The sequence below is a fragment of the Stenotrophomonas sp. ESTM1D_MKCIP4_1 genome (genome assembly GCF_003086895.1).
Classification (GTDB): domain Bacteria; phylum Pseudomonadota; class Gammaproteobacteria; order Xanthomonadales; family Xanthomonadaceae; genus Stenotrophomonas.
On sequence record NZ_CP026004.1, the window covers coordinates 3226238 to 3249367 of the forward strand.

The window sequence follows — 23130 nt, forward strand, 5'->3', positions numbered from 1 at the left end:
GCACCGCCATCACACGATTACGCCGGCACGAACCACCATGCCAGCGCAGCCAGCACCGCGGGCAGCGCCTGGATGAAGAAAATGCGCTTGTTCACACTCCACGCGCCGTAGCAGCCCGCCACGATCACGCAGCCCAGCGAGAAGTTCACCAGCATCGGCAGGTGATCGAACAGGCCCCAGAACAGACCCGCCGCCAGGAAGCCGTTGTACAGACCCTGGTTGGCCGCCAGCACGCGGGTGATCTCGGCCTTCTCCGGCGTGTTGCGGAACGTCTTCAGGCCCAGCGGACGGGTCCACAGGAACATTTCCAGCACCAGGAAGTAGACGTGCAGCAGTGCGACCAGCAGGGTCAGGGCGAGTGCGATCCAGTACATGGGCGGTTCCTTGAACGGAGAGGGAGAATGGGGTCAGATCCCTTTCCCTGCGGGAAAGGGATCTGACCCCGGCAAATCAGCGGTCGCGCGGCAGCTTCTTCTCTTCGCGCAGCACGCCAAACGCGGCGGCCGTCATGCAGGCCGCTGCCAGGATGCCGCCAACGAATACCACGTGCGAACCCAGCAGCGACAGCGCCTTGTGCACCCAGGTGAAGCTGAGGTCGGCACCGCGGTAGATCACGGTGTCGATGGCCGCGCCGGCCTTGTAGCGCCATTGGCGATCCACGCGGGTGTAGATGGTCTCGCGTGCCGGCTTGAACAGCGAAAACTCACTGGCCCGGGTCAGCACCTGCACCACCGCCACCATCATCGGCAGCGGCGAGGCGGCCAGCACCGAGAAGCCGAGCAGGATGGCAAAGGCGGGAATCAGCAGGGCCGGTGCGATGCCGTGGCGCGACAGCAGCCAGCGGGTCAGGCTCAGCTGCAGCAGCAGGGTCAATGCGTTCACCGCCAGATCGATGCGCGAGAAGAACGCCGTGCTGGCCGCCGGGTCGCTGAAGGCGGCACGCACGATGCTGGCCTGCTGGTTGTACAGCAGCGTGCCCACACCCACGCCGAACACCACCAGGACTGCCAGCCAGCGCAGCAGTGGTTCGCGCACGATCAGCTTGAGGCCATCGAGCACGCTGCCGCCCATCGGCTTCTCGCCGGACACCAGCGCCTGCTCGCGCTCGCGCAGCACTGCCCAGTGCCGCAGGCGCCAGATGCAGACCAGGCAGACGAGCAGGAATCCCGCGGACACCAGCATCAGGTTGGCGATGCCCACGCGCTGCACCAGCGCGCTGGTGATGATCGGGCCGAGAAACGCACCGACGGTGCCGGCCGCGCCGATGTAGCCGTAGTACGCACGCGCCTGCGCATTGCTGAAGACATCGGCCATGAAACTCCAGAACACGGCCACCGCGAACAGGTTGAAGACCATGATCCAGAGGAAGAACGCCATGCCCCGCCCCGGCACCCCGCTGTCGAACAGCAGGTAGAACAGCAGCAGGGTGACGATGAAGAAGCCATACACCACCGGCAGGAACACCCGCCGCGGGAAGCGGCTGACCAGCCAGCCGTAGACCGGCTGCAGCACCAGCATGATCACGAACACGCAGGTGAACAGGAACTGCAGGACGAAGTCCTTCAGGGCGATGCCATGGCTGGCGAACCAGCCGATCAGCAGCGGCGGAAAGACCGTCTCCAGATCCGCCGAGGCCGCCATCGCCTCGCGCACCGGACGCAGCACGTAATAGCCGCTGAGCAGGCAGAAGAAATACAGGAACGACCACCACAGCGCGGGTGATTCGCGCAGCGCCGCCACAAGCCCGCGCAGCGGCCCTTTGCCCGTGGCCGCGCTCACGCCGTTGCCCTGGCCGGAACCCAGCGGTTGGATGACGACATGGCAGGCTCCGGGGGCGGTGAAGCGCGTACGTTAGACAATGCACTGCAACATCGCCAGCGCGCCGTGTGCCGATGCCGCCGCACAGGCGCTGCGCAGGGCGCGCGCGGGAACGTCTGGGCGCCATCGACGAGCGTCAAAAAACCAACTTTTTCAATCAGATGCGCATTCATCTTCGCTTTGTTTGTGCACAGGCGAAAAGCGGCGCTAGAATCACAAACAGCAGTCGCGCACGGGTCCAAACCGATGAAAATGAACAACCTGCGTCGCCCGATCCGGGTGGCGGCCACCGGTCTGCTGGGCATGCTGATGCCCGTGGCATTGTCCACCACCGCGCAGACACCGCCGGCCCTGCCGCCGATGCCGACCAACATTGAAACCGCTGCGGGCCCGAGCGTCGCCCACACCCAGCCGGCGGCCTACCGCACCGGCCTGGTGCCGCAGGTGCAGCTGCCTGCCGCCGGCTTCAACGTCGCCCACATCGAATCGATGGCGCAGCAGCTGACCTATGGCGAGCGTGTGCCGGGCATGGCCGTGGCCATCGTGCAGGGCGGCCGCGTGCTGAGCGCGCGCGGCTACGGCGTCACCGATGTCAACAATCCGCTGCCGGTCGACGCGCACACCGTGTTCCGCCTGGCATCGCTGTCCAAGGCCTTCGCCGGCACGATGGCCGGCCTGCTGGTCAACGATGGCACGCTGCGCTGGGACAGCAAGGTCACCGATTACGTGCCGGGCTTCCGCCTCAACTCCCCAGAAGCGACCGACCGCCTGACCGTGGCCGATGTGCTCAGCCACCGCGTCGGCCTGCCCTACAACGCCTACGACCGCGACATCGAAGGCAACGCCGAGTACTACACGCTGACCCAGAAGCTGGCCAACACCAGCCTCAAGTGCCTGCCGGGCGACTGCTACGCCTACCAGAATGTGGCCTTCAGCCTGATTGGCGACGTGGTCTACGCCGCCTCGGGCAGCTTCTACGAACAATCGGTCGAGCGCCGCATCTTCAAGCCGCTGGGCATGAACGATGCCAGCCTCGGCCTGGCCGGCATCCAGGCCAGTTCGCGCTGGGCGCGCCCGCACGTGCGCAGCCGCAACGGCTGGGTGTCGCTGACGCCGAAGCCGACCTACTACCGCGTCGCCCCGGCTGCCGGCGTCAATGCCAGTGCCAGCGACATGGCGCAGTGGCTGCTGGCCCACACCGGCCATCGCCCCGACGTGCTGCCGGCACCGCTGCTGGCCACCCTGCATTCGAGCCTGATCAACACCCCGGGCGAAATGCGTTCGGGCTGGCGCCGCGAGCGCCTGCATTCGGCCGGCTACGCACTGGGCTGGCGCACCTTCGATTACGCCGGCCACGACGTGGTGTTCCATGCCGGCGCCGTGCAGGGCTACCGTGGCCTGGTCGCGCTGGTGCCCGAGCGTGACCTGGGCATTGCGATCATGTGGAACGGCGAAAGCGGCCTGCCCAGCGGCCTGCTGCCCACCGTGCTCGACTCTGCCCTGGGCCTGCCGGCGCAGCGCTGGCTGGACGTGGACACCGACTTCGGCAGCGACAGCCTGATGGCTGAGGGCGCAACGCCCGCACAGCAGGACAAGCGCAAGGGCAAGGGCGCCTCGAGCAACAGCGCCGTGGCCTCGCCGCGCTGAGCGCGGCAGCTCCGGTAGAGTCGACTGTCAGTCGACTTTGGTAGAGTCGACTGTCAGTCGACTTTGGTAGAGTCGACTGTCAGTCGACTCACGTAGTGCCGGATCGAAAAGCAGTCGACTGACAGTCGACTCTACCAACGCCCGCTCAGTGCGCGAAGTAGTGCATGCCGCCGTCCACGGGGATGACCGCGCCGGTGATGTAGCCGGCCAGCGGCGACGCCAAAAACGCCACCAGCGGCGCGACCTCCTCCGGTTCGCCGAAGCGCCCGATCGGAATGTTGCGTTCGATGAACGCGCGCCGGCTTTCCTCAGTAGGATGCAACCGGCCCAGGATCTGCGCGCTGTTGATCCGCCCCGGCGCGAGGGTGTTGACCGTGATGCCCTGCGCAGCCACTTCCGATGACAGGCCCTTGCTCCACAGGTGCAGCGCGGCCTTCGCCGCCGTCGCGGCATTCACGGCACGCGGCTCCATCGAGCCGCTGAAGTTGATCACCCGCCCCCAACCCTGCGCCTGCATGCCCGGCAACAGCGCCTGGGTCAGCCGCCGCGACGCGGAGAAATTCAACGCCATCGCTTCCTTCCAGACGTCTTCATCGGCATCCGGCGTGGTCGGCCGCGAGCCGCCTGCGGCATTGACCAGGATGTCCACGCGCTGCAGCGCGGCCTCGGCCTCGCTGGCGATGCGCGACAGCTGTGCAGCGTCGGTGAGGTCACCCGGCAGGATCAGGGGTGCGGCGGCACCGTTGGCGGTGATCTCCGCCGCCAGCGACTGCAGCGGCTCCAGTCGGCGCGCGCTGATCGCGATGCGTACGCCGAGCGCCGCCAGCTGTCGCGCCACCGCAGCGCCGATGCCGCTGCCCGCGCCGGTCACCAGCGCGTTTCGTCCTTCCAGTTTCAGATCCATGGTGCTGTCCCTCATGCGTGGCCGGCACATCCGGCCCTCGCAGGCATGCTCTTTGATCACCCCTGATTGATAAACTCCGCGCAGGTTTCAGCATTCAACACCCGGAGTGTCAGATGAACCTGCTGGAGAGCATGCAGGTCTACGTGCTGATCGTGGACAGGGGCAGCCTCAGCGCTGCCGCCGCGGCCATGGACATCTCGGCGACCATGGCCGGCAAACACCTGCGTGCCCTGGAAGCGCGCCTGGGCATGCAGCTGCTGAGCCGCACCACGCGCCGCCAGCACATGACACCGTTCGGCGAGGACTACTACGCCCGCTGCAGAGACATCCTGCGGCTGGTGGAAGAGACCGATGCACAGGCCGCCCACCAACACCTGGCGCCGGCAGGCACGCTGCGCATCAGCGCGCCGGTCATCTTCGGCACGCACGCGCTGGTACCGGCCCTGGCCGAGTACATGCAGCGCCATCCGCAGGTGCGGGTGGAGGCGACCCTGAGCGACCGCGTGGTCGACCTGGCCGACGAAGGCTTCGAGGCCGCGCTGCGCATCGGCCCCCTGGCCGACAGCAGTACGCTGGTGGCACGCCCGCTGACGCCCTACCGGTTGATGATGTGCGCCTCGCCGGCGTACCTCGCCCGCCACGGTACGCCCCATGCACTTGCCGAACTGGCATCGCACCACTGCCTGTCGTTCGAGCCCAGCGCGCTGGCGCAGTGGCTGCAGGATGAGGCTGGCGGCCTCGAGCGTATCGCCGCTGCGCGCCTGCAGATCAACAACGGCGAAGCGCTGCGTGTGGCCGCGCTGCACGGGCTGGGCATCGTGCTGCAGTCGTCCCTGCTGCTGTCTGCAGACGTGGCGGCCGGGCGGCTGGTGCAACTGTTCCCGCAGCACGGCCAGGCGGGTCGTCCGATGCACGTGGTGCACGCGCACGACCGCTATCCCTCCACCCGCCTGCGCAGCTTCCTGGACTTCCTGGTGGAGCGGTTCCCGCCGGCGGCGTACCGGTAGAGTCGACTGACAGTCGACTCCGGCGATACCGATCAAAGAGCAGTCGACTGACAGTCGACTCGACCGCCGGCAAGCGCCCATAAAAAAACCCCCTCCCCGCTGGGCAGCCAGGGAAGGGGGTTTCAGGGTACGGCTATCGGGAAGTACTTAGATCAGCGGCGCCGGGGTTGCCGGCAGAGCGACCGGAGCGGCCTTCTTCTTGCGGGCGGCCGGCTTGCGCTTGGCGACCTTCTTGGCAGCCTTCTTCGGGGCAGCCTTCTTGGTGGCCTTCTTCGCAGTGGCCTTCTTGGCAGTCTTCTTTACTGCCTTCTTGGCGACCTTCTTGACGGCCTTCTTCGCGGTCTTCTTTGCCGGCTTCTTGGCGACCTTCTTCGCCGCCTTCTTCACTGCCTTCTTGGCAGTAGCCTTCTTGGCGACCTTCTTGACGGCCTTCTTCGCGGTCTTCTTTGCCGGCTTCTTGGCAACCTTCTTCGCCGCCTTCTTCACTGCCTTCTTCGCAGTGGTCTTCTTGGCGACCTTCTTGGCGACCTTCTTCACGGCTTTCTTGGCGGTCGCCTTCTTCGCGACCTTCTTCACTGCCTTCTTGGCAGCGGCCTTCTTAGCGACCTTCTTCACCGCTTTCTTGGCGGCGGGCTTTTTCTTCGCAGCTTTCTTGGTTGCCATGGGATGGCTCCTCGTCAGTGATAGGGAGTTGAAACGCCCAGGTGGATCAAACCCGCAGGTGCTGCGTGCGGGGACCGCCGGCGCGTCAGGCGCGCCGTTACGGATGCGGCAATGCCCGCCTCGATCGGCGGAGCGGGCATCGGAACGGAAGATCCCTTGCATTTCTCCGGGGGAAGCGGGGCCCTGTCCACCGTCAGCAGGAACGCGGTGGTCTTGGAGGGGCTGCTTCGCATCGGACGATTGATTCTGCGCACTCGGTTTGGCAGGCAAGGTCTGCTGAGGCGAAACCTAATCACGGTTTTTTTTACTGTCAACAACCCCCGCGAAAAAATTTCACATCCGTGTCCACCCAATCGCCGCCGACAGCGCCGCCCTGCGGTGCCATCCTGGCCCTCCATCGCGCACTGCCAACGCCACGCACAGCAACGCCTGTTCGCACGCACTGAATAAAAAACGCTTGAAATAAGCACTCTGCGTTGATAGGCACGAAGAGGCACCGCACTTCGCGCATCGTCGCCAGGCGCGCGTGCGCGTACCCGCCCGGCACACCACAACAGGTCTGCAACGGGGGGTAAAAGTTTTCACATTCGAGCGCGCCGACGCGGGGCGGAAATGCGGATTTGCGCAAAACTGCGCACGCCGGATCGCGCCTTTCAACGCCGCCTGATGCCAGGCGACAGGTGTGCTGCGAACCCGATGGCATGAGCCGGTTACGGTCACTGGAACGAAAACGGCCACCCGAAGGTGGCCGTTCTTGAACCAGGAAACGAAGACTCAGTGGTCTTCGTCTTCCAGGGCTTCGGCGTAGGCGTCCGGATCCAGCAGCTCGTTGAGCTCTTCGGCGTTGGTCAGTTCGACCACGAACATCCAGCCTTCGCCGTAGGCATCTTCGTTGATGGTTTCCGGCTTGTCCGACAGTGCTGAGTTGACCTCGACGATCTTGCCGCTGATCGGGCTGTAGACGTCCGAGGCCGCCTTGACCGACTCGACGACGGCGATCTGCTCGCCCGCCTTGGCGTCGGCGCCGACTTCAGGCAGCTCGACATAGACCAGGTCACCCAGCAGGCCCTGGGCATGGTCGGAAATGCCGACGGTGACACGGCCGTTGCCTTCGACGCGGGCCCACTCGTGGGACTTGAGGAACTTGAGGTCGCCGGGGATCTCGCTCATGGGAACTGCTCCAGGTTTTGCAGGGGGTGGAAAAATCGGGGCTAGTGTAACCAACCGGCCGCCACTGCTGTCAGTGACGACCGGCACGTTCGGATCAGGCGTCGGCGAGCACGCCGGGCTGGGCCTGGCCTTCGCGCACGAAGGGGAACTTGACCACGCGCACCGGCACCTGCCGGCCGCGGATGTCCACGGTCACCTGGCCGAGTTCGCCAGCCGGCACGCGGGCGAACGCGATGCCCTTGGCCAGGGTCGGCGAGAAGGTACCGGACAGGATCTCGCCCTGGCCGCTGGCGGTGGTCACCGCCTGGCCGTGGCGCAGCACGCCCTTCTCGTCCATCACCAGGCCGATCATCTGGCGCGCGTCACCGGCTGCCTTCTGGGCTTCCAGTACATCGCGGCCGATGAAGTCACGGCCTTCGTCCAGCGACACGGTCCAGGCCAGTGCGGCTTCGTACGGGCTGATCGCTTCGTCCATGTCCTGGCCGTACAGGTTCATGCCGGCTTCCAGGCGCAGGGTGTCGCGCGCACCGAGGCCGGCCGGCTTTACGCCCGCCGCCAGCAGGCGGTTCCAGAAAGCGACCACGGCCTCCTGCGGCAGCAGGATCTCGAAACCGTCTTCGCCGGTGTAGCCGGTGCGGGCGACGAACAGTTCAACGCCGTCATCGGCCTTGACCTGCAGGGCGGCAAAACGAACGAGCTTGGCCAGCGCATCGCGGTCGCCGCCGCCGACCAGGCCGACGACAAGGTCACGCGCCTGCGGGCCCTGCACGGCGAGAATGGCCAGGTCCGGGCGCTGCTCGACGCTGACACCGAACGGAGCGGCCTGTTCGCGCAGCCAGGCCAGGTCCTTCTCGCGGGTGGAGGCGTTGACGACCATGCGGAAGAAGTCATCGGCCAGGTAGTAGACGATGAGGTCGTCGATGACGCCGCCGCGCGGATTCAGCATGCACGAGTACAGCGCCTTGCCCGGTACCTTCAACTTGTCGACGGAGTTGGCCAGCAGGCGGCGCAGGAACGGCTTGACCTGCTCACCGCGCAGGTCGACCACGGTCATGTGGCTGACGTCGAAGACACCGGCTTCGCGGCGCACCAGGTGGTGCTCGTCCAGCTGCGAGCCGTAGTGGATGGGCATGTCCCAACCCCCGAAATCGACCATCTTGGCGCCAAGGGCGCGGTGGGTATCGTTGAGCAGCGTTTTCTGGGTCATGACCGGTCCGGCAGCAGGGTAAACAAGAACGCCCATTATCCCAGATCGCTCGGCGGCAGGCGTGCCGCAGCGCAGCGGGGAGTTGGGGGTTGTAGCCGGCCTGCGGCCGGCGCCGCTTTCTTCAAGCCAGAGCTTAGGGCGCAGAGCCTGGGTTCGTCGGCTCTGGGTTGTCTGGGTTTGGGTGGGGCGATGTGGGTTGGCAGGACACGCCGTAAACCCATCCTTGGGGGCTCGATGGCGCCATCCATGGCGCCAACGGTCCTGCCAACCCACACCGCCCCACCCCTGTCAGGTTCCGTGGTGACTGATGGTAAGTGCCAGAGCAGAGCAGGAGCAGATGTGGATGTCGATACATATATGGAGAGGGGTCGGATCCCTTTCCTGCGGAAAGGGATCCGACCCCGCGAGCGCAGCGACCGGCTTTCGCTTTTGCTTCTGCTCTTAATTTCTTTTCCGTGGGCTGGACGCGCACGGAAACTGTCGGGGGTCGGGCGGGTTGGGTTCGCGGGACCGTTGGCGCCATGGATGGCGCCATCGAGCCCCCATGGATGGGTTTACGGCGTGTCCCGCGAACCCAAACCGCCCGACCCGACACGCATATCCGGACGCATCAAGCGACCAACCCACGAGGGGCTGCGCCGTTGGCTGGAAACCCTCAGATGCGCGTGGTGGCCAGGAAGCGCTCGCGGTCCTGTTGGGTACGCCGGCGGATCTCTTCCAGCGCCTGGCTTTCGGTGGCCTCCAGCATCGCCTCGAACAGGCGCTGGAAGTGGTAGCGCATGGCGTTGCGCGCCGCCACCGGGTCACGGCTGCGCAGCGCCTCGAAGATCGCCATGTGCTCGTCGGCACGGCTGGCGCCATCGTCGTGGCAGACCCGTGCATAGACCTCGGCCACCCGCGGCAGATCGCTGCGCATGCGCCAGATCTGCTGGATGAAGTATTCCACCACCGGATTGCCGGACAGGCGCGCGATGGTCAGGTGGAAGCGGCGGTCGAAGTCGCCGGCCTCGTCGTCGGTCAGGTCGCGCCGGCACAGCGCCTGCGCCAGCACCTGCAGTTCGGCGATGCCGGCCTCGTCGATGTTGCTGGCGGCCAGCGCGGCGGCTTCGGCCTCGAACACCGCGCGGGCAGCGGTCAGGTCGAAGGCGCTGACATCGGGCAGGCCACCGGAGGCCTGCGCCGGGCGGGGCTTCACGTACACACCCGAACCAATGCGGATCGCGATCCAGCCCTGCGCTTCCAGGGCGATCTCGGCTTCGCGCACGGTCACCCGGCTGACACCGAATCGTTCGGCCAGTTCACGCTCGCCCGGCAGGCGCGAACCCGGCGGAAATTCGCCGTCCTCGATCAGCTTGCGGAGCTTGGCGGCGATGGTCTGGTAGAGGCGGTTGGCGGACATGCGGCTGACCCTTGGCGGTTCCCTCCGGGCCCGTCCCGGGCCACCGTGCGCGGTGCGGGTCCGGATGGAGCGACGGCGCGACCACTGGCCGCGCCGCCCTGTTCAGAACTTGTATCGTACACCGAAATACGCACGCCGCCCGTAGGTCACCACTTCACGGAAGTTGCCGTAAAGCGGCTGGTACGCCACGCGCGGTTCGTTGGTCAGGTTCATCAGCTCCAGCGACAGCGACAGCTGCTTGTTGACCTTGTAGCGCATGCGCAGGTCGACGCTGGTGTTGTCGTCGTAGTAGCGGTTCTGCTGCGCGGTGTTGCCGGTGAAGTCCTGGTAGTAGTGCGAGCGGAACTTGCCGATGGCCTGGATGTTGAAGCGGCCCACGTCCCAGTAGATCGAACCGGACAGCACGTGCCGCGAGAAACCGCTGAGGCCGGCCGGCGGCACGATGGCCGGGATGACGCTGCCATCGGCGGCCAGCTGCTCGCCCAGTCGCGAATCCTGGGTCTCGTAGTCGGCGTCGGCGTAGTTGTAGCTGACCTTGAAGCCCAGCCCATCGAACGGCTTGGGCAGGTAGGACAGACGATGGGTGACGCTCAGCTCCAGCCCGGTCAGGGTGCTGTCATCGTCGGTGGTCACCTGCTGGCGCACCGGCACGGTCACGGTCTGCCCGTTGATGGTGTAGGTCTCCGGCACCAGCGCGGTGGCGGTGCCGCCGTTGAACTGCTTCCAGTACACCGCGCCGGCCAGCATGGTATCCGGGTTCGGGTACCACTCCAGCGACAGGTCGCCGTTCCAGGACATCAGCGGCTGCGCGGCCGGGTTGCCGCTGGCACTGATGTCATCCAGCGCATCGGCCAGGTTGCCGTAGGTGGCATCGCTGCTGACGTTGATGGTGCGGCCGGCACCCAGCGCCGCGATGTCCGGGCGTGACATCGCACGGTAGGCACCGACGCGCAGCAGCACGTCCGGACGCAGTTCGAAGGCCGCGTTCAGGCTGGGGAGCAGCTTGTCATTGCCGGCCTTGAACACCTGGGTGGTGTAGTTGCCGGTCGGCTGCAGGCGGATCGTGCCATCGCCGTTGTCCTCGATCTGCAGGTCGGTGCGCACGCCTTCCGAGCGCACATCGGTCTTCACCCAGCGCACGCCCACGTTGCCGGTCACCGGCAGCCCGAACAGGCTGCTGCTGAATTCGCCCAGCAGGTACAGCGCGCGGGTCTTTTCGGTGATGTCGACGTTGTTGGGGTCCTGGAAATCGGGATCCAGGCCGCTGTCCAGGCTGCCACGGAAGGACTGGTACAGGCAGTTGGGATCGAAATAGGCCCAGGATGAGATCGTGTTGCCGCTGGCCGCATCCATGAAATCGTCCTGCGGGAACGGTGCCCGGCAGGCCTGGTTGGCGGCGATGATCTTCGCCTTGTCGGCCGCAATGCGCTGGTCGTAGTCGGTCACCAGGGTGTTGTCGCGCAGGCGGTAGTCGGCCTGGCTGGCACGTACGCCACCCTTGATGCGGGTGAAGAAGCCCGACTCCGGCATGAAGCTGGCATCGAAGCGGCCGGCCTTGATCTTGTGGTCGTTCTCGGTGGCGCTGGAGGTGACGCGTGCCGCGCCGGAATACGCATCCCAGTTCTGCACATCAAAGTTCGGCGCCAACGCCACGCTGGGCACTTCGCCATGCCAGTCCCAGTCGTAGTCGACATAACCGGTCGTGCCGCTGCTGATGCCTGGCACGATGGCATTGTTGATGTCGCGCTGGTTGGCACGCAGGCGGGTCATGCGCTCGCTGTCCAAGCGGTTGGTGTGCGAATAGGACAGGTCGGTGGACAGTTCCCAGGCCGGGCTGGGCCGCACGATCAGGTTCAGGCCACCACCGGTGTACTCCTCGCCGCGCCAGTAGCGGTTGGAGGTGGAATCAATCGAGGTGCTGCCGTGCAGATGGCGGACGATGCCATTCTCGTCCACCTCGCGCTGGGTGATGCCGCGGCGCGCATTGGACAGGCTCAGGTCGCTGCGGTTTTCGTACCAGTTGCGCTGGGTGTGCTCGACGTCGACGTTCACCTCGACCACGTCGTTGGGCCGCCACTGCACCGCGGCGAATTCACTCTGGCGGTCGTTGCGTTCCTGCTTCAGGCGGTAGATGCGGCTGCTGGGCACCAGGTAGTACGGCGCGCCATTGGCGATGGCCTGTGCGCCCACCTCGGCACAGTTGGCATTGGTCACGTTCTGGTTGCCATCACACGCGTACCAGGTGGAGCCGCTGGTGATGCTCTCTTCCGGATCGGTGCCGTCCAGGCGCTGGAAGCCCAGCGAGATGCCCAGCTTCTGGCCGTCACCGAACTCGAACTGGTCGATGTAGCTGGCCGTGCCGCGGTAGCCGATGCCATCGTCATCGCGGTACTTCTTGTCATACTCGGCCCAGCTGCCACGCAGGTCGAACTGCACCGAGCGCTTGCCGTATTCCAGCGGCTTGACCGTTTCCAGGCCGATGGTGCCGGCCACGCCGCCTTCGATGATGTCGGCGCGCTGGGTCTTGTAGATGGCCACTGTGTTGATCAGTTCGGCCGGGAACATGTTGAAGTTCACCGAACGGTCGCCGCTGCCGTTGGTGATCTCGCGGCCGTTGAAATTGGTGCTGCTGAGGAAGGCTCCCAGGCCACGGATGGAGATCTCCGAGGCACCGGTCTTGTCGCGGGTCGAGGCCGCGCCGGTCAGCGTTTCGATCGCATCGGCCAGCGACGGCGCCGGCAGGTCGCCGATGTCGTCGGCCGAGAGCACATCGGCGATCACCGTGTCGTCGCGCTTCTTGTTGATCGAACTCTGCATCGATTCGCGGATGCCGGTGACCTGCACCTGGTCCAGCGTGGTGGCGTTCTGCCCGGCATTGCCGGTGGTGGACTGCGCCTGCGCCAGCGGAGCGGCGGCCAGCGCGGCCAGCAATGCCACGACAAGAGGTGTGGGTGACAGCTTGATGGTGCGTACAGCTCCGGCAGATTGCCGCATGGTTTCCTCCTCCCAAAGGATCGCCTGGACGGCAGGCGTGGGACGCAGCTTCGACACGCCGACACACAAATGTCAACCAACTGGTATGTATTTTTCTTAAGGCCTTTGTTTCATACCACTTGGCCAGCATTAAATGTGCTGATGCAGCATGACTTTGCGCGAACACTGGCTTACAACAGACCCCGCAACTGGTATACACACCCACTCGAAACGGCGGCCCGGCCGTCCCTGGAAGGACTTCATGCGCATCGAATCGCCTTCGCACCGCCCGTCCAACCTGTTCCCTGCATCAGCGCTGGCAATTGGCCTGTCACTTTGCCTGACCACTTCGTCGACAATGGCTGCCAGCTGGCTGGTCCATGACGCCGCCGAATTCGCTACCGCCGCGGCGGCGCTGCAACCCGGCGACGAAATCGTGCTGGCCGATGGCACCTGGACCGACACCCGCCTTCTGTTGAAGGGCCAGGGGACGGCCGCAGCACCGATCACCCTGCGCGCACAGACGCCGGGCAAGGTGATTCTCAGTGGGCGCTCGGACCTGCGCCTGGCAGGCAGCCATCTGCAGGTGTCCAACCTGGTGTTCCGCGACGGCTACACGCCGGGTGATGCCGTGGTCGCCTTCCGCGAATCGAGCAAGGCGGTGGCCAGCCACAGCCGGGTGACCGGCCTGGTCATCGACGACTACACCAACCCCGATGCCGGCGACCAGGACTACTGGGTGTCGCTGTACGGCAGCCACAACCGGCTGGACCACAGCCAGCTGCGCGGCAAGACCAATGCGGGCCCTACCGTGGTGGTGGTGCGCGATGCCACCCAGGGCCTGGACAACCAGCACCGCATCGACCACAACTGGTTCGGCCCACGTCCGCTGCTGGGCGTCAACGGCGGCGAGACGATCCGCGTCGGCACCAGCGACACCTCGCTGAGCGATTCCAACAGCACCGTGGAAAACAACTGGTTTGAAGGCTGCGACGGCGAGACCGAGATCGTCTCCAACAAATCCGGTGGCAACACCTACCGCGGCAATGTCTTCTACCGCTCGGCCGGCGCGCTGACCCTGCGCCACGGCAACGGCAACCGGGTGATCGACAACGTCTTCCTCGGCGATGACAAGGCCGGCACCGGCGGCGTGCGCATCATCAATGCCGACCAGACCGTCAGCAACAACTACTTCGAGCGCCTGGCCGGTTCCAGCAACCGTTCGGCGCTGGCGATCATGGACGCACAGGCCAATCCGCCACTGTCCGGCTATGCGCCGGTGGTCAACGCCACTGTCAGCCGCAACACCTTCGTGGACGTGGCGAAGATCAGCTTCGGCGTCGGCCATGACCCGGCCAAGGGCATCGATGTGGCCGCCAGCAACAGCCGCTTCAGTGCCAACCTGATCGTCAATCGCAACAGCAGGAACCCACCCACCGCCGCCAGTTCGCTGGTTGGCATCGCCTTCAGCGGCAATGTGCAGTCGCCGCAGGCCAGCACAGTGTTCCCCAGCGGCGTCGAAAGCCGCAGCGTGACCCTGCAGCAGGCCGCCAGTGGCCTGTGGACGCCAACCCCTGCCCTGCCCGCCACCGGCGCCGATGCGGCGCTGGCGATGACCGCACGCGAGGCCACGGGGGTGGACTGGTATCCCAAGGTGGGCGAGGTTTTCCTGTCCCGCACCAGCACCGGAGTTGATCGATGAGGTTGCAGCCGCTGTTCGTTTCCCTGGCCCTGGCCATCCCCTTTGCCCTGCTGCCGGCCGCGCCGTTGCTGGCGGCCCCGGCCGCCGCCGCGCGCCAGGCTGACACCGCCCCGGTGCTGGTGACTGCTGCGCAGTGGCAGCAGATGGCCAGTGAAGGCAGCCGCTACCCGTGGTTCGCCAAGGAACAGGCCCGCACCGAAGCATCACTGAAGAAGATGATGAAGGCCGGCATCGACGTGCCGGTGCCCAAGGACAAGGGCGGCGGGCGCACCCACGAACAGCACAAGCGCAACTACCAGGCGCTGCTGGCCGCCGGCACGCTGTACCGGCTGACCGGCGACAAAGCCTACGTCGATTACGCGCGCGACATGCTGATGCAGTACGCCAGGCTCTACCCGACACTGGGCCCGCATCCGGAAGGCCGTGGGCAGATTCCCGGCCGCGTGTTCTGGCAGGTGCTCAACGATTCGGTGTGGCTGGTCAATGCCATCCAGGGCTACGACGCGATCCGCGACGCGCTGCCCGTGCAGGACCGGCAGACCATCGAATCGAAGCTGTTCCGGCCGATGGCCGAATTCCTGATCAGCGAGCCGAAGAACTACGACCAGATCCACAACCACGCCACCTGGGCGGTGGCCGCCACCGGCATGACCGGCTATGTGCTGCGCGATCAGGAACTGGTGGAAAAATCCCTGCGCGGCAGCCAGAAGGACGACCAGTTCGGCTTCCTGCGCCAGATCGACCTGCTGTTCTCGCCCGATGGCTATTACGAGGAAGGCCCGTACTACCAGCGTTATGCACTGGCGCCGTTCCTGCTGTTCGCCAACGCGATCGAGCGCAATGAGCCGCAGCGGAAGATCTTCGCGCGCCGCGACGGCGTGCTGCTGAAGGCGGTGGATGTACTGGTGCAGACCAGCTACAACGGGCTGTTCTTCCCGATCAACGATGCGATCCTCGACAAGGGCATCGATACCGAAGAACTGGTGGCCGGCATCGGCATTGCGTATGCCCGTACCGGGGATGACCATCTGTTGTCGGTGGCCCAGCAGCAGAAACGCCTGCTGCTTTCGCCCGAAGGCCTGCAGGTGGCGCAGGCACTGGCGGCCAACAAGGCCAAGCCCTTCGATTACCGGCCGATGCTGCTGCGCGATGGCCCGGACGGCGACCGTGGCGGGCTGGCGATCCTGCGCATGAACGGCGAGGACGGCCAGGCGCTGGTGCAGAAGGACACCATGCAGGGCATGGGCCATGGCCACTTCGACAAGCTCAACTGGCTGTTCTATGACAACGGCAAGGCGGTGGTGACCGATTACGGTGCGGCGCGCTTCCTCAACGTGGAAGCCAAGCGCGGCGGGATCTACCTGGCCGAGAACCGCAGCTGGGCCAAGCAGACCGTGGCCCACAACACCCTGGTGGTGGACGAGCAGAGCCACTTCAAGGGTGACTGGAAGCGCGGCGAGGAACATGCGCCGCAGGTGCGCTTCTTCCAGGCCGACACCGATACCCAGATTGCTTCGGCAACCATGCGCGATGCCTACCCCGGCGTGGTGTTCACCCGCACCCAGGCGCTGCTGCGCCACCCCGACCTGGGCCTGCCGGTGGTGCTGGACCTGCTGCAGGTACACGGTGACAAGGCCGCGCGCTACGACCTGCCGCTGCACTTCAACGGCCACATCGTCACCACCGGTTTCGAGGCCGAACACTTCACCAGCCAGCGCCCGGTGCTGGGCGGGGACAACGGCTACCAGCACCTGTGGCTGGACGCACGCAGCAAGGCCGGCAGCGAACCGCGCACGCTGGCCTGGCTGCTGGACGGCCGCTTCTATACCTACCGCTTCGGCAGCAGCGCACCCGCGCAGGCCCTGCTGGTGGAAAGCGGTGCCAACGACCCGGAGTTCAACCTGCGCCGCGAACCCGCCCTGCTGCAGCGCGTGGAAGGCCAGAAGGACGTGACCTTCTTCAGCGTGCTGGAGCCGCACGGCGAGTACAACGGCACCGCCGAGTACGTGCACGGCGCCGACAGCCGCATCCAGGACATCGTGCGCACCCGCGGCAGCGATGCCGAAGTCCTGGAGCTGCGCCTGGCCAGTGGTGCCCGCATCGCCCTGGGCGTAGCCGATGACAGCCGCGCCACGGGCGAGCACCGCGTGACCGTCGATGGCCACGTTTACCGCTGGAGCGGCAGCCACGCGCGCATGGACCGCAGCAAGGGTGACGGCAAATGAACGGGCCCGCAGGGGTGTCCGGCCTGCGCAGGGTTCCGGTGCGATCGGCGGTGCGCTGGCTGATTGTCGGCCTGATCGCCGTGGCGACGGTGATCAACTACATCGACCGCAACGCGTTGGCGGTGATGTGGCCGGAAATCGCCAAGGAGGTGGGCGCCACCAAGGATGACTACGCCCTGCTGGTGACAGTGTTCATGCTGTTCTACGCGGCAGGCCAGTTCCTGTTCGGCCGCCTGTTCGACATGATCGGCACGCGCCTGGGCTTTGCCCTGTCGATCAGCGTGTGGTCGATCTCCATCGCCCTGCATTCGATCACCCATTCGATGCTGTCCTTCAGCCTGGTGCGGGCACTGCTGGGCGTCAGCGAAGCCGGTGCCTGGCCCGGTGCGGTGAAGGCCAATGCCGAGTGGTTCCCGGCGCGCGAACGCGCGTTGGCGCAGGGCGTGTTCAACGCGGGCGCATCGATTGGTGCGATCGTTTCCGCACCGGCCATCGCCGCCCTGTACCTGTGGCTGGGCTGGCGCGGCACCTTCGTGCTGGTCGGTGCCATCGGCTTCCTGTGGCTGCTGCCGTGGCTGTTCGTCTACCGCGCCGGCCCGGACAGGCATCCGTGGGTGAGCGATGCCGAGCGCCGCTTGATCATGGAAGACCAGGCCGGGCAGCGCGACGCCACTGCGCCCAAGGTGAGCGTGCGCGCGCTGCTGGCCCATCGGCAGAGCTGGGGCATGCTCGCCTGCCGCTTCCTGCTGGACCCGATCTGGTGGCTGTTCGTGTCCTGGCTGCCGATCTACCTGGCCGAGACCTTCGGCTTCGACATCAAGCAGATCGGCCTGTTCGCTTGGGTGCCCTTCGTCGGCGCGATGCTGGGCAGTCTCAGTGGCGGTTGGCTGTCCGGGCGCCTGATCCGTGCCGGGCAGAGCGTGGACCGCGCACGCAAGCTGTCCATCACCCTGGGCTGCGTGATCATGGCCCCGGCGCTGCTGGGCGCGGTGCTGGCCAACCAGCCGTTGATGGCCGTGCTGGCGATTGCCGCCGTGCTGTTCGGCTTCCAGGTGGCCATCGGCAACATCCAGACCCTGCCGGGCGACCTCTTCGACGGCCGTTCGGTGGGCACGCTGGCGGGCCTGGGTGGCCTGGCCGCGGTGGCCGGCACCCTCATCACCACCTGGCTGGTGCCGGTGCTGACCCGCCATTCCTACGCCCCGATCTTCATCCTCGTCGCCGCGCTGGTGCCGCTGTCGCTGGCCGCGCTGTGGTGGTGGACCGGACCGATCCACAAGCTCGACCGCCGTGGCGGCTGAGTACGCACTTTTCTTTCATTCCCCCGCAAACCAAGGAGTTTCCCGCATGTCGTTCCAGGACAAGGTGGCCATCGTCACCGGTGGTGGCCGTGATATCGGCCGTGCCGTCTCGATCAAGCTGGCCGCTGCCGGCGCACGCGTCTGCATCAACTACGCCAACGATGAAGCCAGCGCGCAGGACACGCTGGCGCAGATCCAGGCGGCCGGCGGCCAGGCCATCGTGCACCGCGCCGATGTCACCGATGCCGCCGCCGTGGCAGGTCTCGTCGCCGCCACCCAGGCCGCGTTCGGTGAACGCATCGACCTGCTGGTGAACGTGGCCGGCGGCATGGTGCAGCGCCGCCCGCTGGCCGACATCGACCCGGCGTTCTTCCACACGGTGATGGATCTGAACCTGACCTCGACCTACCTGACCACCCACGCGGTCGTGCCGCACATGGGCGAAGGCGCGGCCATCGTGAATTTCGCATCGCAGGCCGGCCGCGATGGCGGTGGTCCGGGCGCGTCGATCTACGCCACCGCCAAGGCCGCGGTGATGACCTTCACCCGCGCCATGGCCAAGGAGCTGGGGCCCAAGGGCATCCGCGTGAACGCGCTGTGCTGCGGCATGATCGCCACCCGCTTCCATGATGAATTCACCAAGCCGGAGGTACGCACCGCGGTGGCCGGCAACACCCCGCTGCGCCGCCAGGGCGTGCCGGACGAAGCCGCCGATGCGGCCGTGTTCCTGGCCTCGGACGCAGCGGCCTTCATCACCGGTGCGAATCTGGACGTCAACGGCGGCACCTACTTCTCCTGACCTGAGCGGACACCTGCCATGCAGCGCTGGATCACCCTGCTTTCGCTGGCCATCGGCACTGCCGTGGCCGCCCCCGCGGCCCTGGCCGCACCGGTCTGGGTCACCGCCTGGACCGCGTCGCCCGCCCCCGACCGCAAGGACGGAACACCGGCGGCACCGGTGCAGTTCGCCGCGCAGACGGTGCGCCAGGACATCCGCGTCGGCAGCCGTGGCGACGCGCTGCGCCTGCGCATCAGCAACGAACTGGGCGATGCACCGCTGCACGTGGAAGACATCCGTGTGCGCCTGAAGGATGGCAGGGCGGCGGCGCTGCCGGTGACCGTCGATGGCCGGTCCGCCATCGATGTGCCGGTGGGCGCTGCGCTGCTCAGTGACCCGCTGCCACTGACGGTCAGCGCGCTGCAGGAGATCAGCGTGACCGCATTCTTCCCACAGCCGACCCGCCCTGCGGTGCGGCGCACGGTGGTGCGCGTGGTGGAGGGAAGGCAGCCTGCGGTGGCCGACAACGTGCGCGTCAGCTACCAGCAGAACGTGTTTTCAGCGGTGCTGGTGCAGCGCGCGGAGCGGCCGCAGGTGATCGTGGCACTGGGCGACTCGATCACCGAGGGCGCGACGGCCACGCGCGGCTCGTTCAACCAGTGGCCGGAGCGGCTGGCGCAGCGCCTGCAGCAGGCGTGCCCGGACCGGTTCGTGGTGCTCAACCAGGGCATCAGCGGCAACAAGCTGCTGGACCATGGCCGCAGCCACAGCGCGCTGTCCCGGCTGGACCGCGATGTGATCGCGGTGGCCGGTGCCGACCAGGTGATCCTGTTTGAAGGGATCAATGACATCCGCCATGGCGGCGGGGCGCAACCGCTGCCGGGGCGCAGCGCACCGGACATGCGGCTGGGTTACCAGCAGGTGGCCGCGCGACTGCACCTGCATGGCATCCGCGCGTACCTGGGCACGCTGACGCCGTTTGCGGGCTCCGAGCGCTACGAACCGGTCTCGGCCACCACCCGTGCCTCGATCAACCAGTGGGCGCGCAGCGCGGACAACGGCTTCGACGGCGTGGTGGATTTCGATGCCGCACTGCGCGATCCGGCGCAGCCGGAATCGCTGCCGGCCAGCATCACCCGCGATCACCTGCACCCGAACGATGAAGGCTACCGCCGCATGGCCGAGTCGATCGATCTGAAGATGCTGGGGTGCCCTGGCTCTCCGTAGCGCCGAGCCATGCTCGGTTGCCCTGGCTTCCTGTAGAGCCGAGCCATGCTCGGCTGCCTCTGCCAAAAACAGCCGAGCATGGCTCGGCTCTACAGAAGATCGGAAGCCGCCGGGCGTGGCCCGGCGCTACCTTCACCATTTGATCCGGCCGCGCAGGATGTCGGCGAACATCACCCAGTCGCCGACGAACGAATACAGCGGATGCCGGAAGGTCGCCGGACGATTCTTCTCGAAGAAGAAATGGCCGACCCAGGCGAACCCATAGCCGCAGACCAACGCCGCCAGCAACAACATCGGCTGGCCGCGCAGCAGCGCAGCGGCCACCAGCAGCAATACGCCACAGCTGCCAACGAAATGCAGGCGCCGCGACACCGGGTCGCGGTGCTCATCCAGATAGAACGGGTAGAACTCGCGGAAGCTGGCAAAGCGGGACATGTACGTGCTCCTGGGTCAGGACCGCTCACATCATGCGCCTTTCGAGCTTGCTCGACGGCTTCGGCCTGGTAGCGTCGAGCTTGCTCGACGGCTTCTGGCAACAGCAGGCGAGCAAGCTCGACGCTACCACCCGGCATCAGACCGGCTGGCGTGGCCCGAACATGATCACGGCCATGCCGGCCAGGCACAGCGCGGCACCCAGCAGGTCCCAGCGGCTGGGACGGATGCCATCCACCAGCCACAGCCAGAACAGCGCGGTGCCGATGTAGACCCCGCCATAGGCCGCATAGACGCGTCCGCTGGCCGTGGGGTGCAGGGTCAGCAGCCAGGCGAACAGGGCCAGGCTGGCCGCCGCCGGCAGCAGCAGCCACACGCTGCCGCCCTTGCGCAGCCACAGCCACGGCAGGTAGCAGCCGACGATCTCGGCCAGTGCAGTCAGCAGGAACAGACCCAGCGTCTTCACGCCTTTTCCGCCGCCTTGGCGTGCTGCCACAGGGCTTCCTGCGCATCCAGGTCCATCCCCGCCAACGTGCTTCCCTCGGCTTCGGCCTGCCCTTCCATGGCGCGGAACCGGCGCTCGAACTTATGGTTGGCACCGCGCAGGGCCGCACCCAGGTCGATGTCGGCGTGGCGGGCCAGGTTCGCGCAGACGAACAGCAGGTCACCCAGCTCTTCCTGCAGCCGCGCCTTGTTGCCGGCGATGTCGCCGCGCTCGAATTCCTCGCGCAGTTCCTGCAGCTCTTCTGCCGCCTTGTCCAGCACCGGCAGCGGGCCAGGCCAGTCGAAGCCGACCTTGGCCGCGCGCGACTGCAGCTTCACTGCACGCTGCCATTCGGGCAGCCCGCGGGAGATGCCCGCCAGTGCCGAGGTGTCCGGGTCGCCCTTGGCGGCGCGCTCGGCGCGCTTGATCGCATCCCAGTTGCGCATCACACCATCGGCGTCGTCCACGCTGACATCGGCGAACACATGCGGATGCCGGCGCTGCATCTTGTCACTGATCGCACGGGCTACGTCGGCGAAGGCGAATGAACCCTGCTCTTCCGCCATGCGCGCATGGAACACGACCTGCAGCAGCAGGTCACCCAGTTCGTCGCACAGGTCATCCAGGTCGCCGCGGTCGATCGCATCGGCGACCTCGTAGGCCTCTTCGATGGTGTACGGGGCGATGGTGGCGAAGGTCTGCTCAAGATCCCAGGGGCAGCCCCCTTGCGGATCGCGCAGCCGCGCCATGATCGCCAGCAGGCGCTCCAGTTCGGTGCTGGCGGCACTGCCGGCGGTGGGGGTATCGCTCATGCGGGCTCCAGGGGTCAGTCGGACAGCCAATCACGCCACGGCAGGCGGGTATCGCCAAGGGCGATGAAATCACCGTTCAGCAGCGTGGTACGGCGGTTGTAGCGGAACGGTTTGCCGGTGCTGGCCGACAGCACCGCGCCACCTGCGGCGTGCAGTACGCACTGGCCTGCTGCGGTGTCCCATTCGGAGGTCGGGCCCAGCCGCGGGTACACATCCAGCCCGCCTTCGGCAATGCGGCAGAACTTCAGCGAAGAGCCCTGCGCCACCGTTTCGATGTCACCCATGCGTTCGAGCAGGGCGATGGTTTCCGGCGAGCGGTGCGAGCGGCTGGCCGCCACGCGCAGCGGTGCGGTGGCAGGCGTGCGGGTGCGCAGCACGCTGTCGTGCAGGCCCTGGCGACGGTAGGCCAGCTCGCCGCGCATGGCATGCCAGACGATGCCGGTGACCGGTGCCTGGACCACGCCGAACGCCGGTGCGCCCTGGTAGATCAGCGCGATGTTGACGCTGAATTCGCCATTGCGCTTGACGAATTCACGGGTGCCATCCAGCGGGTCGACCAGCCAGTAAGCGCCCCAGTGCTGGCGCTGTTCCCACGGCACCTGCGCCGATTCCTCGGACAGGATCGGCAGGTCCGGGGTGAGCTGGCGCAGGCCCTGCTGGATGATCCGGTCGGCGGCCAGGTCGGCCGCGGTGACCGGGCTGTCATCCGCCTTCAGCACGACGTCGAAACCCTCGCTGTAGACCTGCATGATCGCCTGCCCCGCCTCCTGGGCAATGGCAATGGCGGTCTCGCGCAGCTCGGTGGTCAGCTTGATCATCGGCGCCCCTGCAGCCACTGGCGCGCGATGAACAGCGCAGCCAGCGAGCGCCCTTCCGAGAAGTCTTCACGCAGCATCAGCTGGTCCAGTTCGGCCAGCTTCCATGGCACCACTTCCAGCTCTTCCGGCTCGTCGCCGGCCAGCTTTTCCGGGTACAGGTCGCGCGCCACCACCAGCCAGGACTGGTGGCTCATGTAGGTCGGCGCCAGGGTCATCGCCCGCAGCACGTCGACGCGGCGGGCGCCATAGCCGGCTTCTTCCTTCAGTTCGCGGTCGGCGGCCTGTTCAGGGGTTTCCCCGGCATCGATGCGGCCCTTCACCAGGCCCAGCTCGTAGCGGTGCACTCCGGCGGCGTATTCACGCACCAGCAGCACGGTCTCCTCATCCAGCATCGGCACCACCACCACGGCGCCATGGCCGCGGCTGACCAGGCGCTCGAAACGGCGGTGTTCACCGTTGGAAAACTCCAGGTCCAGGTGCTGGCGCTGGAAGGGGCCGTTTTCCTCGTCGGTGATCCGGTGGATGATCGGCAGGCGACGGCCGCTGCGGTCGTCGTTCATGCG

At 66.6% G+C, this 23130-nt stretch carries 20 protein-coding genes; 7 read left to right on the forward strand and 13 right to left on the reverse strand.

The window, feature by feature from the left end:
- Positions 1–17: 17 nt before the first annotated feature.
- Together C1924_RS14740 and C1924_RS14745 are read right to left on the reverse strand one after the other, a co-directional pair.
- A complete protein-coding gene (locus C1924_RS14740) occupies positions 18–374 on the reverse strand; it encodes a DUF1304 domain-containing protein (RefSeq protein WP_108765974.1) in 357 nt (118 codons plus the stop codon).
- A gap of 76 nt (positions 375–450) precedes the next feature.
- Positions 451–1779, reverse strand: coding sequence for an MFS transporter (locus C1924_RS14745; protein ID WP_108765975.1), 1329 nt, complete (start codon positions 1777–1779; stop codon positions 451–453).
- A gap of 285 nt (positions 1780–2064) precedes the next feature.
- On the opposite strand from C1924_RS14745, the gene C1924_RS14750 reads away from it, so the two are divergent.
- On the forward strand, positions 2065–3465 hold the full coding sequence (locus C1924_RS14750) for a serine hydrolase domain-containing protein (protein WP_108765976.1): 1401 nt from the start codon (positions 2065–2067) through the stop codon (positions 3463–3465).
- A gap of 145 nt (positions 3466–3610) precedes the next feature.
- On the opposite strand, the gene C1924_RS14755 is transcribed toward C1924_RS14750, so the two are convergent.
- Positions 3611–4369: an SDR family oxidoreductase gene (locus tag C1924_RS14755; protein ID WP_108765977.1), complete on the reverse strand. Its 759-nt coding sequence runs from the start codon at positions 4367–4369 to the stop codon at positions 3611–3613.
- A 113-nt stretch (positions 4370–4482) separates the two neighbouring features.
- Between C1924_RS14755 and C1924_RS14760 the strand changes: the two genes are divergently transcribed.
- Positions 4483–5376, forward strand: coding sequence for a LysR family transcriptional regulator (locus C1924_RS14760; RefSeq protein WP_108765978.1), 894 nt, complete (start codon positions 4483–4485; stop codon positions 5374–5376).
- A 147-nt stretch (positions 5377–5523) separates the two neighbouring features.
- On the opposite strand, the gene C1924_RS14765 is transcribed toward C1924_RS14760, so the two are convergent.
- The 5 genes from C1924_RS14765 to C1924_RS14785 form a co-directional block, all read right to left on the reverse strand.
- Positions 5524–6039 carry a histone gene (locus C1924_RS14765; RefSeq protein WP_108765979.1) on the reverse strand — a complete coding sequence of 172 codons (516 nt, stop codon included), beginning with the start codon at positions 6037–6039 and terminating at the stop codon, positions 5524–5526.
- Positions 6040–6813: 774 nt separating this feature from the next.
- Positions 6814–7209, reverse strand: a complete 396-nt coding sequence (gene gcvH, locus C1924_RS14770) for a glycine cleavage system protein GcvH (protein WP_108765980.1) — start codon at positions 7207–7209, stop codon at positions 6814–6816.
- 94 nt (positions 7210–7303) lie between these two features.
- Complete coding sequence (gene gcvT / locus C1924_RS14775; RefSeq protein WP_108765981.1) at positions 7304–8416, reverse strand: glycine cleavage system aminomethyltransferase GcvT; 1113 nt, start codon at positions 8414–8416, stop codon at positions 7304–7306.
- Between the two features lie 655 nt (positions 8417–9071).
- The gene (locus C1924_RS14780) at positions 9072–9815 is read right to left on the reverse strand and encodes a FadR/GntR family transcriptional regulator (RefSeq protein WP_108765982.1); all 744 of its coding nucleotides are present in this window, start codon (positions 9813–9815) and stop codon (positions 9072–9074) included.
- A gap of 102 nt (positions 9816–9917) precedes the next feature.
- Positions 9918–12809: a TonB-dependent receptor gene (locus C1924_RS14785; RefSeq protein WP_108765983.1), complete on the reverse strand. Its 2892-nt coding sequence runs from the start codon at positions 12807–12809 to the stop codon at positions 9918–9920.
- A 241-nt stretch (positions 12810–13050) separates the two neighbouring features.
- Between C1924_RS14785 and C1924_RS14790 the strand changes: the two genes are divergently transcribed.
- The 5 genes from C1924_RS14790 to C1924_RS14810 are packed head-to-tail and all read left to right on the forward strand — an operon-like array spanning position 13051 to position 20021.
- Positions 13051–14490 (forward strand): polysaccharide lyase 6 family protein, encoded by a 1440-nt coding sequence (locus C1924_RS14790; RefSeq protein ID WP_108765984.1) that lies wholly within the window; start codon positions 13051–13053, stop codon positions 14488–14490.
- Positions 14487–16715, forward strand: a complete 2229-nt coding sequence (locus C1924_RS14795; protein WP_108765985.1) for an oligoalginate lyase — start codon at positions 14487–14489, stop codon at positions 16713–16715. Before C1924_RS14790 ends, C1924_RS14795 begins: the two co-directional genes overlap by 4 nt.
- Positions 16712–18016: an MFS transporter gene (locus C1924_RS14800; protein WP_108765986.1), complete on the forward strand. Its 1305-nt coding sequence runs from the start codon at positions 16712–16714 to the stop codon at positions 18014–18016. The genes C1924_RS14795 and C1924_RS14800 overlap by 4 nt, the downstream gene beginning before the upstream one ends.
- 46 nt (positions 18017–18062) lie before the next feature.
- Positions 18063–18815, forward strand: a complete 753-nt coding sequence (locus C1924_RS14805) for a glucose 1-dehydrogenase (RefSeq protein WP_108765987.1) — start codon at positions 18063–18065, stop codon at positions 18813–18815.
- Positions 18816–18833: 18 nt separating this feature from the next.
- Positions 18834–20021: a GDSL-type esterase/lipase family protein gene (locus C1924_RS14810; RefSeq protein ID WP_108765988.1), complete on the forward strand. Its 1188-nt coding sequence runs from the start codon at positions 18834–18836 to the stop codon at positions 20019–20021.
- A 132-nt stretch (positions 20022–20153) separates the two neighbouring features.
- On the opposite strand, the gene C1924_RS14815 is transcribed toward C1924_RS14810, so the two are convergent.
- The 5 genes from C1924_RS14815 to nudE form a co-directional block, all read right to left on the reverse strand.
- Positions 20154–20456, reverse strand: coding sequence for a DUF962 domain-containing protein (locus C1924_RS14815; protein WP_108765989.1), 303 nt, complete (start codon positions 20454–20456; stop codon positions 20154–20156).
- A 136-nt stretch (positions 20457–20592) separates the two neighbouring features.
- Positions 20593–20919, reverse strand: a complete 327-nt coding sequence (locus tag C1924_RS14820) for a YnfA family protein (protein WP_108765990.1) — start codon at positions 20917–20919, stop codon at positions 20593–20595.
- Complete coding sequence (mazG, locus tag C1924_RS14825; protein ID WP_108765991.1) at positions 20916–21749, reverse strand: nucleoside triphosphate pyrophosphohydrolase; 834 nt, start codon at positions 21747–21749, stop codon at positions 20916–20918. The genes C1924_RS14820 and mazG overlap by 4 nt, the downstream gene beginning before the upstream one ends.
- Positions 21750–21763: 14 nt before the next feature.
- Positions 21764–22567 carry a 3'(2'),5'-bisphosphate nucleotidase CysQ gene (gene cysQ / locus C1924_RS14830; RefSeq protein ID WP_108765992.1) on the reverse strand — a complete coding sequence of 268 codons (804 nt, stop codon included), beginning with the start codon at positions 22565–22567 and terminating at the stop codon, positions 21764–21766.
- Positions 22564–23127 carry an ADP compounds hydrolase NudE gene (gene nudE / locus C1924_RS14835; protein ID WP_108765993.1) on the reverse strand — a complete coding sequence of 188 codons (564 nt, stop codon included), beginning with the start codon at positions 23125–23127 and terminating at the stop codon, positions 22564–22566. The genes cysQ and nudE overlap by 4 nt, the downstream gene beginning before the upstream one ends.
- Positions 23128–23130: the final 3 nt, after the last annotated feature.